This window comes from Rothia nasimurium (assembly GCF_042660305.1).
Taxonomy (GTDB): Bacteria; Actinomycetota; Actinomycetes; order Actinomycetales; family Micrococcaceae; genus Rothia; species Rothia nasimurium.
Genome location: NZ_JBHSTW010000024.1, coordinates 17,136 through 32,434 on the forward strand (window position 1 = coordinate 17,136; position 15,299 = coordinate 32,434).

Genomic DNA, 15,299 nt, shown 5'->3' on the forward strand with positions numbered 1-15,299 from the left:
CGCTGGCTCCAGGGTCTCGGTGCGGTGCTGGTTCTATCTTAGGGGCAGGGGCTAGCGCAGAAGAATCCGGCTCACTCTATGACGCTACTGGTGAGATAGACGTAATAAACTAGGCCGGTTCGGCCCAGATGGCCAGGCGCTGGGAGGCTGCGCCCTCGCCCAGACGGGTCAGAATCAGGGTGGCTTCGCGGCCAGCCGTCCCCTTTTTCTTTTTCACCCCGGCGAGTAGGGTGGCCCGGAGCTTTTCGGGAATCACATCGACTCCCCGCTTTTTGACGGTCAGGGTGGTAATACCCTGCTCTTTGACCCAGCGGCGCAATTTTTTCTCGTTGAGGGGCATGGTACCCAGGACGCGGTAGGCCCGGCCTAGCGGGCTAGGGGCGGGGGAGTCTGAGGTTAGGTAGGCGATATTTTCATCAAGCAGGGTAGCCCCAATCGCTCGGGCGAAGTCTTCCACCAGGTGGGAGCGCACCACCGCACCGTCGGGCTCAACCAGGTAAGCACCCAGCCCAGTGACCTCAACCGGCTCCTCATCAGCTGACGCGGCCAGGGGAGCACTTACCTCACCCAGCACCTGCCGGTCGGTGGCGTCCGCCCCCAGCACTGTAGCTGACCGGGCAATCCCGGGGCGGGCTAGGGCATTGAACCAGAGCACCACCTCAACCACGGACCCGCCATGGCTGACCCACTCGGCCTCCACCCCGCTCGGTATAGCCTCATGGGGCAGGCCCGGGCCTAGCTTGACCCCCATAGGAATTCCGGTTGCCGCCAGTTTCTGCAGGAAGGAAAAAGGCGGGGAGAAGGCTTCGGGGTCAAAAAGGCGGGAGGTGGTTGCGCCGCCTTCAACCTCCCGGCGGGCTGGGTCTAGCCAGAGGGCGGCGACGCGCTCGCCGGTTACGGTGGTGAGTTTTTCGAGCTCAATGTCTTCCACATTGCCCACGAGTACCTGGGCGGACGGGTAGGGGGAGAGATTGTGGGCGGTGAGGGCTGCTGTAGCGGGGTCAAGCTCAACGGACGTCACCGCTAACCCTGCGCGGGCAAAGGCGAGGGAGTCTGCCCCCAGGCCGCAGCCTAAATCAGCAACTGAGGTAAGCCCGGCCTCGACGAAGCGGGCGGCGTGGTGGTTGGCGACGGCGGCGCGGGTTGCCTGCTCATAGCCGGCCTCGGTGAAAAGCATGTGCGAGGCTTCTTCCCCGAACTTGGTAACCCCCAGCGTGCGAAGACGGGCCTGGGTCAGCAGGGCTGATGAGTCCTCGGCGCTGATGCCCTGAGCCCGGAGCTTGGAGACCGCCTGCAGGGAGTCAGCGGGGTTGTAGGGGACGAGCTGGTCAAGGGTTGCTAGCTGGTCGGCTGAGAAAGGGTGGGCACCGGCGCGGGGGAAAAAGGTCATGTGTCCAGTTTAAAGGTTTGGGTGGGGAAGACCCGCTGGTTCAGAAAGAGGAGGGACGGGGGAAGACCCGCTGAAAGCCGACTGGCTGGGGCTGGCGTGAATCGGGCGGACCGGAGGGGCAGGGGGGAGCGCCATACGCCCGCTGGCTCGGGGCTGGCGTGAATTGGTCCGAGCGCCCCAGCGCGAGGATCAAGAGGGTCGCGGGCGTGGCGCTTCGCCATGCCCCTTATCTGCTTTTTTCCCCGTAGGTAGCTTTGTAATGGGCTGGGTCGCGAGCGCCCAGATAGCTCCGCCCAGGGCGCTAGAGCCGATGACGGTAAAGGCCACCGGGAGTGAAGAGATCAGCATGATGCCAGAGACTGCCAGGGGCCCTGCGACGATGGCGACCTGGGAGAACATGGACCAGATGGAGAGGAATTTGGCGCGCCCGACGTTGGGGGAGAGGTCGGCGCCGATAGTCATGTTGATGCCGGCGCCGAAGCCGTTGCCGATGGCCATGAGGGCAAGACCCGCGATGAAGCCGGCGCTGGTGGGCAGTAGGGGCACGAGGATGAAGCCGGCGCCGAAGATGCTGAGGCAGAGGGCGAGGACGGCGGAGCGTCCTACTCGGTCTTTGAGGTAGCCTCCGGGGACCATGAGGACCATTTCGAGGGCTGATCCCAGGGCGATGGCTAGGGCGATCTGGGAGTCGCTCCACCCTAGGTGCAGGCCCCAGAGGGCGGCGACGATGGGTTGGGTTACTCGGCTCATGGCGAGGGTGATGATGCCGAGGCCTGCGACCCAGACGGCGGGCCAGCGGACGGCTAGGGCGAGGTCTTCTTCGGTGCGGTTTGAGCGGGCTGTGCTGGTGGCGGTGTCGAAACGTTGGTTGAGTTTGCGGATGCGTAGGCAGAGGGTGGCTGCGACGACGAGGGCGAGGGCGAAGAGGAAGACTGTCCAGAGGGGGAGCCAGAGAAGGAGGAGAGCTGAGGCGAGGGGCCCGGCGAGGGCGCCTGCTCGTTGGGCGCCGCCGAGGGCAGTCATGGCTTTGCCGCGGTCTTGGGCAGCGACAGTTTCTGCTAGTACGGCTTGTCGGGCGAGCCCCCAGGCGACGGTGGCTGGCACGCGGGCGACGTGGGCGAAAAAGTAGAGCCATAGAGCCCCTGCCAGGGGTATGGCGAGGGAGAGCGCTGAAAGGGTGAGGGCTCCAGAGGCGCTGAGGGTTGCCCAGGTCATGGCTCGTTTGTCGCCTACACGGTCGATGCCTGCCCCTACCGGGACGGTGCAGATGAGGGCGAGGACGCCCGCGGCGGCTATCAGCAGGGAGGCGAGTTCGGGTGAGGCTCCTAGCCTGATAGCTGCAATGATTTGGACGGGAACGACGGCCCCGAAGCCGGCTGCGAAGAGGAAGGAGGGGACGAGTACCGGCCAGAAGATGAGTTTGAGCATGTTTTGCCTTTCTGCCGGGTTTGGGGCTTTCAACCTGTATTTTATTGCACATCAGTGGTGATGCTGGCGGTGCGCTGTCTGCGAAACCGGCGCCTTATCTTGCCCGTAGGGGGTGAGGGGAATAAAGTTTTAGTTAGCACTTGACCGCTGACAGTGCTAAATCGGCAGCCGGTAGCACCGCGACGATACCTGGTATAGCCGCCTTAGCCCCCCCACGGTCACCCCCATAAGTTTTACGCTGAGACCTCACTTGAAGGAGTACCTCATCATGGCTATCAAGCCCCTCGAAGACCGCATTGTCGTTCAGATCGTTGAAGCAGAGCAGACCACCGCATCAGGTCTGGTCATCCCCGATACCGCTAAGGAAAAGCCCCAGGAGGCTAAGGTTATTGCTGTTGGCCCCGGCCGCATCGACGACAAGGGCAACCGTATCCCCGTTGACGTAGCTGAAGGCGATGTCGTTATCTTCTCTAAGTACGGTGGTACCGAGGTTAAGTACGGTGGTGCTGAGTACCTGATTCTGTCAGCCCGCGACGTACTGGCTGTCGTTTCCTAAGTTTTCGCTGTTTCTACCGAATACAACACGAAACACGAGAAAGAAGTAAGGATTCATGGCAAAACAGCTTGAATTCAATGATGATGCGCGTAAGCACCTGCAGGCAGGCGTCGATAAGCTTGCTAACGCTGTCAAGGTGACCCTGGGCCCCCGCGGCCGTAACGTGGTGCTTGATAAGCAGTGGGGCGCACCCATCATTACCAACGACGGTGTATCTATCGCCCGCGAGATTGAACTGGAAAACCCCTACGAAAACCTGGGTGCCCAGCTTGCTAAGGAAGTAGCTACCAAGACCAACGATGTTGCTGGCGACGGTACCACCACCGCAACCGTCCTGGCTCAGGCTCTGGTTTCTGAGGGCCTGCGTAATGTCACCTCGGGCGCTGCCCCCGGTGAGGTCAAGCGCGGCATCGAGACCGCTACCAAGCTCGTGTCGGAGCGCCTGCTGGCTAACGCCCGCGAGGTAACCGGCGAAGAGGTTGCTCACGTGGCAGCTATTTCTGCCCAGTCACCTCAGATTGGTGAGCTGCTCTCTGAGGCCTTCAGTAAGGTAGGCCAGGACGGCGTTATCACTATCGAGGACGGCTCCACCACCGAGATTGAGCTCGAAGTAACCGAGGGCATGCAGTTCGATAAGGGCTACCTCTCACCCTCCTTCGTCACCGACCCTGAGCGTGCTGAGGCTGTTCTCGAGAACACCGCCATTCTGCTCTACCAGGGCAAGATTTCAACCGTGGCTGAGATTATGCCCGTGCTTGAAAAGGTTGTTCAGGCGAAGAAGCCCATCACCATCATCGCTGAGGATGTTGACGGCGAGGCCCTGTCGACCCTGGTTGTTAACAAGCTGCGCGGCAACCTCGATGTTGTTGCCCTGAAGGCACCCGGTTTTGGTGACCGCCGTAAGGCAATTTTCCAGGACCTGGCTATCCTGACCGGCGGCACCGTTATTACCGGTGAACTGGGTATTTCCCTGGGCGCCGTCACCCTGGATCAGCTCGGTTCAGCCCGTCGCGTGACCGTCACCAAGAACAACACCACCATCGTTGATGGCGGCGGATCTTCTGAGGCTGTTGCTGAGCGCGTTGACCAGCTCCGCGCCGAAATTGAGCGCGTGGACTCCGAGTGGGACCGCGAAAAGCTCAAGGAACGCCTGGCCAAACTGGCCGGTGGCGTGGGCGTCATCAAGGTGGGTGCTGCTACCGAGGTTGAGGCCAAGGAACGCAAGCACCGCATCGAGGACGCCGTGTCCTCCACCCGCGCAGCACTCGAAGAGGGCATTGTCGCAGGTGGCGGTACCGCCCTGGTTCACGCTCTGGCAGCCCTGGACGGCGTTGAGCTCGAATCCCGCGATGCCCAGGTGGGTGTAGACATCGTCCGCCGCGCCCTGGTCCAGCCCCTGCGCTGGATCGCGGAGAATGCCGGTGAGGACGGCTACGTGGTTACCTCCCGTGTGGCAGATATGCCCATCGGTCACGGCTTCAACGCCGCAACCGGTGAATACGAGGACCTCATCGCCCGCGGCGTCATCGACCCCGTCAAGGTCACCCGCTCAGCTCTGGAAAATGCAGCCTCCATCGCTGCCCTGGTGCTGACTACCGAGACCCTGGTTGTCGAAAAGCCCGAGGAAAAGGACGAGGACGAAGCCAAGTAAGGCCCCTCTCTAAGGCTCCTTACCCGGAGCCCCTTTCGGGTACAGCACATCCCGCTCTTGCAGTGACTAGCACCGTAAGGGCGGGATTTGCTTTTTAAAGCAAATTTTCAGTCGCCGGGAGTAACATCTTTAACTTGGTGTCTTCCTGCCCGTTACCCCTCAGTAACCGGTGTTCTGGCACCAGATAACCGTCAGCAAAGGAGGTAGACCGCAGTGCCCCGCCCAGAAAGCGAGACCAAGCCAGCCACCGGCACCATCGCAACCGTCACTCGTTCAGCAGAACGTGCCTGGCGCCCCGAGATTCAGGGGCTGCGTGCGCTCGCCCTCCTGCTGGTTGCCGCCTACCACTTCTGGTTTGGTCGTGTATCGGGCGGTGTCGATGTCTTCCTGTTGATTTCAGCGTTTTTGTTGACCGGCTCTTTTGCTCGCAAGATGGAGCAGGGCAAGCTGGTAGGGCCCGGCACCTGGTTCGGCCTAAAGACTCTGGTGGCCTATTGGGTTCATGTCTTTAAACGTCTTCTGCCCCTGGCTTCTATTACCGTTGTTCTGACCCTTTTGGGCACCTACTTCTTTATTCCGGCAGAGCGTTGGCTGTCGATTGCCGATGAGGCAAAGGCCGTGATTCTGTACCAGCACAACAACTGGTCGATCGAGAACGCGGTGGACTACTACGCAGCCGATACCTCCCTGGCCTCCCCCTTCCGTCATTTCTGGTCGCTGTCGGTCCAGGGGCAGATGTATGTGCTGTGGCCGGTGCTGATGGTCGCCCTCGCCCTGGTGTTGGGGCAGCGAATGAGGGGCTCTGCCCGCTGGGCTTTAAGCGGTGCCTTTGCAGCCCTCTTTGTGCTGTCCCTGTCCCACTCGATTGAGGTCACTGCGGCCAACCAGCAGGCGGCCTATTTCGAAACCGAGGCCCGCCTGTGGGAGTTCGCGCTGGGCTCCTTGGTGGCTCTCTGGCTGCCTGTCCTGAAATTACCGCCGCTAGTGCGTGCGGTGCTGGGCTGGGCTGGGATTGCGGCGATTATCGCCTGCGGTTTTGTTATGGACGTCAACGGCACCTTCCCCGGTTATGTGGCGCTGTGGCCCACCCTGGCGGCCTCGCTCGTCATTATCGCCGGAGATACCGGAACCCGGTTTGGCCCCGAAAAACTCCTTACCGCCAAACCTCTGCTGGCTCTGGGGGGTTTCTCCTATGCCCTCTACCTGGTGCACTGGCCCATTCTCGTGTTCTACCTAGCCCAGACCCACCAGGAAAAGGCGGGATTCTGGGCAGGGCTTGGCCTGCTTCTTCTCTCGGGCGTTATCGCCTGGGCTCTGACCCAGCTGGTCGAAAAACCCCTGCGGGACTGGGCCCTGCCTAACCGGTCTATGACAGCGGGTCTAGTGACCGGTGCGCTGTGCATGGGCCTTGCTCTTGCTCCCTCCTACGCCTGGCAGTCCTCCATCTACCGGCAGGCCGAGCAGGCTGAAGCTAACCGCACCCTCAATAACGTGGGAGCGGCCGTGCTACAGCCCGACTACGAATACACAGGGGAAGAAGACGCCCCCGTCATCCCCATCCGTGCCGTGCTCGATGCGGATTGGGCTGACCTGGGTACAGCCTGCACTGATGTGACCCCCGAGCTGGCCGTCCCCGACTCCCTGGCCGGGGACTGCACCTACGTTGCCTACTCACCCCAACCCACCCGAACCATTGTGGCCTGGGGAAACTCCCACATACAGATGTGGATGACGGCCGTGCGTCCGCTTGCTCAAGCCCAAGGCTGGTCGGTCATTGCTGTGACCCGCCCCGGCTGCTTCCTCGGTGAAACCGACAACGCGGCCTACGCCAGCGGCTTTGAATGTGATTCCTGGGCAAGCGACAGTGCTGCCTTTATCCAGGACCTTGCCCCCGATACCGTCCTGCTGCACGGCACCAAGTCAGAACCCAACCTGCCCGACACCCCGCTGCTCGATGCTGAAAGCCGTATCGCGGAACTTACCGGTGCTGGCATCCAGGTGCTGGGCCTGCGCGATACACCGCGCATGGAAACCATGCACAAGGACTGCATGGACGCCTTCGGCACGGCGGACGACTGCGTCATGAGCCCCGGCCAGGACGTCACGGTCAACCCCCTCAGCTCTCTCGAAGAAACCTACCCGGGTTTTGCTGCCCTCAACCTCTCTGACCTGATTTGCCCCGAGAACGCCTGCCCGGCGTCCATCGGTAATATCTACACCTACTTCGACTACGACCACATCACCGCAACCTATATCGAAACCCTGGGCCCCTACTTCGACCCGCGCGTGCTCGAAGCCCTGGGCAAAGCTGATGCTAGCTCGCAGGCACATAGCCAAGTAATACCTGCCGGAAGCGCCCCCTACGAGGCTGTGGAATAGAAACGGCGGGGGAGGGGTTTCACCCAGTACGAACAGGGACGAAACCCGTGATGTGAGCAAGCGGCAGTTAGCTGCCCGGGCCCTACGCTCGCGCATCGGGGCTAACCCGACTAAGATTAAAACCAGTGTCGCTAAGCGCCCACCTGAATACCCTCGAAAGGTAGCGAACCCTTCATGACTACTCCCACTGCACTGAGCGAAGACCCCTTCGGCTTCACCGGCCTCACCTACGATGACGTGCTGCTCCTGCCCGGCAACACCGACGTCATCCCGTCAGATGCAGACACCACCACCCGCCTGACCAAGCGCATCTCCATCGCCTCACCGATTATCTCGGCAGCGATGGACACCGTGACCGAGTCAGCCCTGGCTATCGCCATGGCTCGCCTGGGCGGTATGGGCGTGATTCACCGTAACCTTTCCATCGCTGACCAGGCCGACCACGTCGACCGCGTCAAGCGCAGCGAATCGGGCATGATTACCAACCCCGTCACCGTTGGCCCCGACGCCACCATTGCCGAGCTCGATGCCCTGTGTGGCCACTACAAGGTTTCGGGCCTTCCCGTTGTGGACGAGAACAACGTACTGGTCGGTATCATCACTAACCGCGACACCCGCTACCTGCCCGAGTCCACCTTTGAGACCACCCGCGTGCGCGACATCATGACCAAGATGCCGCTCATTACCGGCCACGAGGGCATGAGCAAGGACGAAGCCTTCGCCCTGCTGGCAGAAAACAAGATTGAGAAGCTGCCCCTGATCGACAAGGACGGCAAGCTCACCGGCCTGATTACTGTCAAGGACTTTACCAAGAGCGAGCAGTACCCCCGCGCCACCAAGGACGAGGACGGCCGCCTGCGCGTTGGCGCTGCTATCGGCTTCTTCGGCGACGGCTACGAGCGCGCCATGACCCTGGTTGAGGCAGGCGTTGACGCCCTCTTCGTTGATACCGCTAACGGCCACTCCCAGGGCGTGCTCGATATGATTGCCCGCCTGAAGAAGGACCCCGCCGCAGCCCACGTTGATGTTGTTGGTGGCCAGGCTGCTACCCGCGCTGGCGCCCAGGCTATCATCGACGCCGGTGCAGATGCGGTTAAGGTTGGCGTTGGCCCCGGTTCCATCTGCACCACCCGCATTATTGCCGGTGTTGGCGTACCCCAGATTACCGCTATCAATGAGTCAGCTAAGGCTGCTATCCCCGCCGGTGTTCCCCTGATTGCGGACGGCGGTATGCAGCACTCCGGCGAAATCGGCAAGGCCCTGGTGGCGGGTGCGGATTCGGTGATGCTGGGCTCCCTGCTGGCAGGCACCGCTGAATCACCCGGCGACCTTATCTTCGTCAACGGTAAGCAGTTCAAGGCCTACCGCGGCATGGGATCCCTGGGTGCTATGCAGTCCCGCGGCGGCAAGAAGTCCTTCTCTAAGGACCGCTACTTCCAGGCCGACGTATCCTCCGAAGAGAAGCTGATTCCCGAGGGCATTGAAGGCCAGGTTCCCTACCGCGGCCCCCTGTCCTCCGTACTGCACCAGCTGGAAGGTGGCCTGCGTCAGACCATGTTCTACGTTGGCGCCCACACCGTTGAAGAACTCAAGAACAAGGGCCAGTTCGTGCGCATTACCTCAGCAGGTCTGAAGGAATCACACCCCCACGACATCACCATGACCGTCGAAGCCCCCAACTACCGTCGCTAAACTGTAGCGGCCAGCCCCGGTACCTCACCAGCTAGTGAGGGGCCGGGGCTTCCGAACGTTACCACGCTCGTTTGCACCAACCGGCCTACCACCGGTGAAAGGAAGATCCATGACCGACATCCAGATTGGTATGTCCAAGCGCGCCCGCCGCACCTACTCACTCGATGAAATCGCCCTGGTACCCACCCGCCGTACCCGCGACGCCCACGATGTGAACCTCAGCTGGCAGATTGACGCGTTCAAGTTCGACACCCCCATCATCGGTGCCCCCATGGACTCTGTGATGTCACCGGCCACCGCCATTGCCCTGGGCAAGCTCGGTGGGCTCGGCGTCCTCAACCTTGAGGGCCTGTGGACCCGCTACGAGGATCCCCAGCCCCTGCTCGACGAAATCAACGCCCTGCCTGCTGACGATGCCCCCGCCGCTACCCGCCGTATGCAGGAAATCTACGCTGAGCCCATCAAGGCTGAGCTGATTACCGCCCGCCTGGCAGAGATCCGTGACTCGGGCGTCATTGTCGCCGGCTCCCTGACTCCCCAGAACACCCAGGAGTTCTACCAGACCGTGGTCAAGGCCGGCGTTGATCTCTTCGTGATTCGCGGTGCGGCAGTCTCTGCCCAGCATGTTTCCTCCCGCCGCGAGCCCCTTGATCTCAAGAAGTTCATCTACGAACTCGACGTCCCCGTGATGGTCGGTGGCGTGACCGGCTACACCCCGGCTATGCACCTGATGCGTACCGGTGCTGCCGGTGTGCTGGTAGGTTTCGGCGGCGGCGCTGCCCTGACCACCCGCCGCGGCCTGGGCATTCAGGCTGCCATGGCCACCGCGATTTCCGACGTTGCTGCTGCGCGTTCTGACTACCTGGACGAGTCCGGTGGCCGCTACGTGCACGTGATTGCGGACGGCTCCCTGGGCCGCTCCGGCGACATGGTCAAGGCACTGGCGATGGGTGCGGATGCCGTCATGATTGGCGCGCCCCTGGCCCGCGCAGCTGAAGCACCCGGTGCCGGCTGGTACTGGGGCAACGAAGCTCACTCAGCTGACTTCCCCCGCGGCATCCGCACCTACCAGGGCACTGTTGGCTCGCTCGAAGAGGTACTGTACGGCCCGTCTGCCTACACCGACGGCAGCGCCAACCTGGTTGGCGCTCTCAAGCGTGCTCTGGCGACCTGCGGCTACACCGACCTCAAGTCCTTCCAGCGTATCGACGTCAACGTCACCCCCTACGTCAAGTAGATGACGCCCCGGCCCCGTGCCCCTAGCTTTTCTAGGCGCACGGGGCTGACCTGCTTTCGTCCGCCCACCTCCCGCTGAAAAGAGCAAACGTGCTAAAAACCGCCCTGACCCCCCGCTGGCTCCTTGGCCTGCTCCTGGTGCTGGTGCTGGCTAGCGGTTTTGTGATGCTCAGCAAATGGCAAATTAACGCCTCCACCCTGGGGCAGGTCACCGCAGACCCGGCTAAGGACGTGGTGCGCCCCTATAGTCAGGTGCTCCAGCCCCACGACCCGCTGAGCATGACCGAGGCCGATACAGTTGTGGAAGCTACCGGCAGCTACGTGCAGGGCTCCACCTACCTGGTAGAAAACAAGCTCAAGGACGGGGCTGAAGGCTACTGGCTGGTCAGCCTCTTTGTACCCGATGACAGCCAGCAGGTCAGCACCAGCCTGGGGCAGGGGCCCCGCGGTATCGTGGTGGCCCGTGCCTGGACCCCCACCGCGGAGATTCCCGCTGAGCCCACCGGCACCGTGACCATCGCCGGGCGGGTTGTGGGTAACGATGCCCCGCTCACCAGCAAGGACGTCAGCGAAGAGAACCGAGGGAAGGGCCGAGTGCTTGCCTCCGCCAACTCCTCTTACCTGACCAACGTCTGGAATGCTGCCCTCTTCAACGGCATCTTGACCCTTGACTCTGAAAGCAGCGGGGCCACTCCGCTCACCGACCAGGGCACCATCGCTGCTACCGCAACCCTGCTCGATAGCAGCGGCGTCCTCCAGCCTATCCGCGCTGAGCAGGTCACCGACGAAACCGTTGACTGGCTCAACATCTTCTACGCCCTTGAATGGCTGGTCTTTGCGGGCTTCGCCCTCTACCTCTGGTACCGCCTGCTCAAAGACTCGGTCGAAAAGACCACCGACCCCACCCTCTACTTCGAATACGAGGGCGAATACTGGGTCGATGAGGCCACCGGCCGCCCCTACTACTGGGACCCGGCAGATCAGGCCTACTACTACTTTGATGATATTCCGGACGCCCCCGCCCCGCCCTCCCGCTAAGGGCAAGCTGACCGCAGGCGTCCGCCCACCACCGAACAGACCACCCATACCAGCTAAGGGAGAAACCAGCTGTGAGCGAGAACCCCACTCCGCGCCCCGTCCACCGTACCGATGGTAAGAAAGTTACCCTCGCCGCGGGAACTACCGAAACGAATGCCGCCGGCGGCTTTACCGTGCGCAAGAAGTTCGGCGGAACCGAATCCCAGATTCGTGGGGCCCTTACCTTTTACAAGTGGTGCGCCTGGATTTCAGGTACCTTCCTGTTGCTGCTCGTTGCTGAAATGATCAGCCGCTACATCTTCGGCTACGACCTGATCGCCGGTGGCGTCGATGCCCAGACCGGTGAAACCGTGGCCCTGGGCTGGCTGAACCTCGAGACCGGCAACCTGCACGGGGGCCTGAACATCTCCACATGGATCCTGATTATTCACGGTTGGTTCTACGTCGTCTACCTTTTCTCCTGCTTCCGTCTCTGGCTGCTCATGCGCTGGGCCCTGCCCCAGATGATCGTCATGGCCCTGGGCGGTGTGGTTCCCTTCCTGTCCTTCATCGTGGAGCGCCGCATCTACGCAGAAACCCTTGCCCTGCTTGATGCGAACCCGCAGGCCACTAAACGTTACTAGGTCTAGCGCTTCCCTGCACTAGAATAGAACCCAAGGATTACCCTTCAACCCCAACCGAAAAGGTATATACCTGTGACTACCCACAACCCCATCGAGGAGCTCGAAGAGCGCCCCGTACTGGTCGTTGACTACGGCGCCCAGTACGCGCAGCTCATCGCGCGCCGCGTGCGTGAGGCTGGTGTCTACTCGGAGCTGGTTCCTCACACCATGCCCACCGAGAAGATGCTCGCCAAGAACCCGGCTGCAATTATTCTGTCTGGTGGCCCCTCATCCGTATACGAGGACGGCGCCCCCAAGGGCGACATCGCCATGTTTGAAGCGGGCGTACCCGTTTTCGGTATCTGCTACGGCTTCCAGGTCATGGCCCAGACCCTCGGCGGTACCGTCGCTAAGACCGGCCTGCGCGAATACGGCGCAACCGACGCCGTGGTCTGTGCAGAGAACTCTTCCTTCCTGACCGGTACCCCCAAGACCCAGAACGTCTGGATGAGCCACGGCGATTCTGTCTCTGAAGCCCCCGCAGGCTTCGAGGTGCTGGCCCAGACCCCCGGCGCAGCTGTTGCAGCCTTCGTTGATGAGAAGCGTAAGTTCGGTGGCGTGCAGTGGCACCCCGAGGTTAAGCACTCCGATTACGGCCAGGTTGCCCTGGAGAACTTCCTCTTCAACGTAGCGGGTCTGAAGAAGACCTGGTCTACCGGCAACATCATTGAAGAGCAGGTTGCTAAGATCCGTGAGCAGGTGGGCGATGACCAGGTCATCTGCGCCCTGTCCGGTGGCGTTGACTCATCTGTTGCCGCAGCCCTGGTTCACAAGGCTGTGGGCGACCAGCTGACCTGCTTCTTCATCGATCACGGTCTGCTGCGCGAAGGCGAGCGTGAGCAGGTGGAGCAGGACTACGCCTCAACCATGGGTATCAAGGTTGTGACCATTGATGAGTCAGAGCGCTTCTTGGGTGCTCTGGCCGGTATTACTGAGCCCGAGGCTAAGCGTAAGGCTATTGGCCGCGAGTTCATCCGCTCCTTCGAAGCTGCCCAGCGCAAGCTGATTGAAGAGGCCGGTGCTGAAGGTACTGACATCAAGTTCCTGGTGCAGGGTACCCTTTACCCGGATGTTGTTGAATCTGGCGGTGGAGAGGGCGCTGCGAACATCAAGTCCCACCACAATGTGGGTGGCCTGCCTGATGACCTGCAGTTTGAGCTGGTTGAGCCCCTGCGTACCCTCTTCAAGGACGAGGTTCGCGCTATTGGCCGTGAGCTGGGTGTTCCTGAGAAGATTGTTGCCCGTCAGCCCTTCCCCGGCCCTGGCCTGGGTATCCGCGTGATTGGTGAGGTCACAAAGCATAACCTGGATATCCTGCGTGCTGCTGACCTGATTGTGCGCGAGGAACTGACTGCCGCGGGCATGGATGAGGAGATCTGGCAGTGCCCCGTGGTGCTGCTGGCGGACGTCCGTTCCGTTGGTGTGCAGGGGGACGGCCGTACCTATGGTCACCCGATTGTGTTGCGCCCGGTGTCGTCTGAGGACGCGATGACTGCTGACTGGTCACGTCTGCCTTATGACCTGCTGGCTAAGATTTCTAACCGGATTACGAATGAGGTTGCTGAGGTGAACCGAGTGGTTCTGGACGTCACCTCAAAGCCTCCGGGAACGATTGAGTGGGAATAAACCAAATTTTCCGAGCGAGCGAGGAAATAAAAATTTGGTTTATTCGCCGAGCGTAGCGTAGCGGCGAGGCGAGGAGCTTGCGAGCGTAGCGAGCTCCTCGTTTTGTTATTCCGCGAGCCTGCGAGCGGTTTAGTTGACTTAGCGCGGCTGCCGCTTGCGGGCCTCGGGGGAGGGGGCGAGCTTGCTCGCTCCTCTCCTTATTTTCCGCCAAAAGGCGAAATAGAAAATCAATTTATTCGCCGACCATAGCGCAGCGGCGAGGCGAGGAGCTCGCGAACGTAGTGAGCTCCTCTGCTGATTTTCCCCAACAGGGGGAAATAAAATTTTTGTTATTCCGAGGCCATAGCGTAGCGGGCCTCGGGGGAGGGGGTGAGCTTGCTCGCTCCTTCGCTTTTTGTAGTGAGTTATTTAGGGTGCAGGATGTTATTTTTATTCTGCACCATATTGCATAAGATGAATCGAATTTTCTGCTTTTTGTATATTCTGAGCAGGACACTTCATGAGAGAAAGTAGTTAATCAGTATGGCTAGGGATAAAACGCAGTCTGTTGAGCCACAGGTTGCTGATTTCATTAATAATCAGCTTCGAAGCTACAAGCTGGATTATAAACTGGAACAAGAGTTTTTGAATGAAGAGATTGAGAAGGCTCTTTCAAGCTATGCGTCAAAGAACGGTGGAGGGGGGGCAACCGCCCGGACGTCAAGCTGCTTTTGAGAGACGGGAAGCTGAATTACTGGCCTGTTCTAATTGAGTATAAGGGCTATGAGGGCAAGCTCGTTAAACTCAACTCTGCTGGGCAGGTAGAGAACCTAACCACCAAAGACGAAGCTCACTATAAGAACATTAATAACTATGCGGTAAATGGTGCTGTTCACTATGCAAATGCTATTCTGCACCACACTAACTATGAGCGGATTATTGCTATTGGTATTACCGGCTATAAGGATGTAGCTGGTCAGCTAACGCTTGAATTTGGTGTTTATTATGTGGGTAAGGAAAACCATGGCGTTGGTCAAGAAGTTGGCAGATACTATGATCTCTCTTTCTTAAAGCCTCATAACTTCCAGAATTTTGTTGAGATTATTGAGAGCCTTCATCTTTCCGATGATGAGAAAGAAGCTATTAAGCAGCGGCGTGAAGAAGAAATTGAGACTAATCTCCGCAGACTCAATAATGACATTTATAAGAATGAAAAAGGAATTTCTGAGAACGACCGGGTTTATTTGGTAGCTGCATCTATCATTGCAACCTTAGGTGTGCCTGATAAAGTAGCTCCACTCGCTGTTGATGAACTCAGATCTTCCACTGAGGAAGGTGAAACTGATGGCGAGAAGGTGCTCCGGAAGATTAAATCTTATCTCTCCCATAAGAACATTCCTACTGAAAAACAGAATCTTATTGTTACGACCCTGGGGAATACCCTTAACTCTTCGAACCTGAACAGGGTGCAGAATGGGGAAACTCAGCTGAAGCGGATTTTCACTAAAGTCATTGATGACTTGGGAATCTATTATAAGATTGGTTTAACTACCGATTTTACGGGCAAGCTTTTCAATGAAATGTATGAGGCTTATTCAAAAGTAGACACGCACCCCACCCCCACCAACTAGACAACGGCCCCACCCGCGGCAAAAATATGAG

Annotated in this window: 11 protein-coding genes; 9 read left to right on the forward strand and 2 right to left on the reverse strand. The window is 59.9% G+C overall.

The annotated features are described in order from the left end of the window. Positions 1-109: 109 nt before the first annotated feature. Positions 110-1,390: a class I SAM-dependent methyltransferase gene (locus ACFP6B_RS09945; RefSeq protein ID WP_377129668.1), complete on the reverse strand. Its 1,281-nt coding sequence runs from the start codon at positions 1,388-1,390 to the stop codon at positions 110-112. A 189-nt stretch (positions 1,391-1,579) separates the two neighbouring features. Next, complete coding sequence (locus ACFP6B_RS09950) at positions 1,580-2,818, reverse strand: MFS transporter (protein WP_377129670.1); 1,239 nt, start codon at positions 2,816-2,818, stop codon at positions 1,580-1,582. Between the two features lie 268 nt (positions 2,819-3,086). Between ACFP6B_RS09950 and groES the strand changes: the two genes are divergently transcribed. The 9 genes from groES to ACFP6B_RS09995 all read left to right on the forward strand — a co-directional run bounded on the left by groES (position 3,087) and on the right by ACFP6B_RS09995 (position 15,268). Beyond that, positions 3,087-3,374: a co-chaperone GroES gene (gene groES / locus ACFP6B_RS09955; RefSeq protein WP_135013045.1), complete on the forward strand. Its 288-nt coding sequence runs from the start codon at positions 3,087-3,089 to the stop codon at positions 3,372-3,374. A gap of 55 nt (positions 3,375-3,429) precedes the next feature. Further along, complete coding sequence (gene groL / locus ACFP6B_RS09960; protein WP_377129672.1) at positions 3,430-5,025, forward strand: chaperonin GroEL; 1,596 nt, start codon at positions 3,430-3,432, stop codon at positions 5,023-5,025. 213 nt (positions 5,026-5,238) lie between these two features. Beyond that, the gene (locus tag ACFP6B_RS09965) at positions 5,239-7,404 is read left to right on the forward strand and encodes an acyltransferase family protein (protein WP_377129674.1); all 2,166 of its coding nucleotides are present in this window, start codon (positions 5,239-5,241) and stop codon (positions 7,402-7,404) included. Between the two features lie 174 nt (positions 7,405-7,578). After that, positions 7,579-9,096: an IMP dehydrogenase gene (gene guaB / locus ACFP6B_RS09970; protein ID WP_377129676.1), complete on the forward strand. Its 1,518-nt coding sequence runs from the start codon at positions 7,579-7,581 to the stop codon at positions 9,094-9,096. Positions 9,097-9,205: 109 nt separating this feature from the next. Further along, the gene (locus ACFP6B_RS09975; RefSeq protein ID WP_377129678.1) at positions 9,206-10,333 is read left to right on the forward strand and encodes a GuaB3 family IMP dehydrogenase-related protein; all 1,128 of its coding nucleotides are present in this window, start codon (positions 9,206-9,208) and stop codon (positions 10,331-10,333) included. An 89-nt stretch (positions 10,334-10,422) separates the two neighbouring features. Next, positions 10,423-11,370, forward strand: a complete 948-nt coding sequence (locus ACFP6B_RS09980; protein WP_377129680.1) for an SURF1 family cytochrome oxidase biogenesis protein — start codon at positions 10,423-10,425, stop codon at positions 11,368-11,370. A gap of 71 nt (positions 11,371-11,441) precedes the next feature. Continuing rightward, positions 11,442-11,993, forward strand: coding sequence for a DUF3817 domain-containing protein (locus tag ACFP6B_RS09985; protein ID WP_377129682.1), 552 nt, complete (start codon positions 11,442-11,444; stop codon positions 11,991-11,993). Between the two features lie 72 nt (positions 11,994-12,065). Next, positions 12,066-13,658, forward strand: a complete 1,593-nt coding sequence (gene guaA / locus ACFP6B_RS09990; RefSeq protein ID WP_237194664.1) for a glutamine-hydrolyzing GMP synthase — start codon at positions 12,066-12,068, stop codon at positions 13,656-13,658. Positions 13,659-14,368: 710 nt separating this feature from the next. After that, positions 14,369-15,268 carry a hypothetical protein gene (locus tag ACFP6B_RS09995; protein ID WP_377129684.1) on the forward strand — a complete coding sequence of 300 codons (900 nt, stop codon included), beginning with the start codon at positions 14,369-14,371 and terminating at the stop codon, positions 15,266-15,268. The last annotated feature ends 31 nt before the right edge of the window (positions 15,269-15,299 follow it).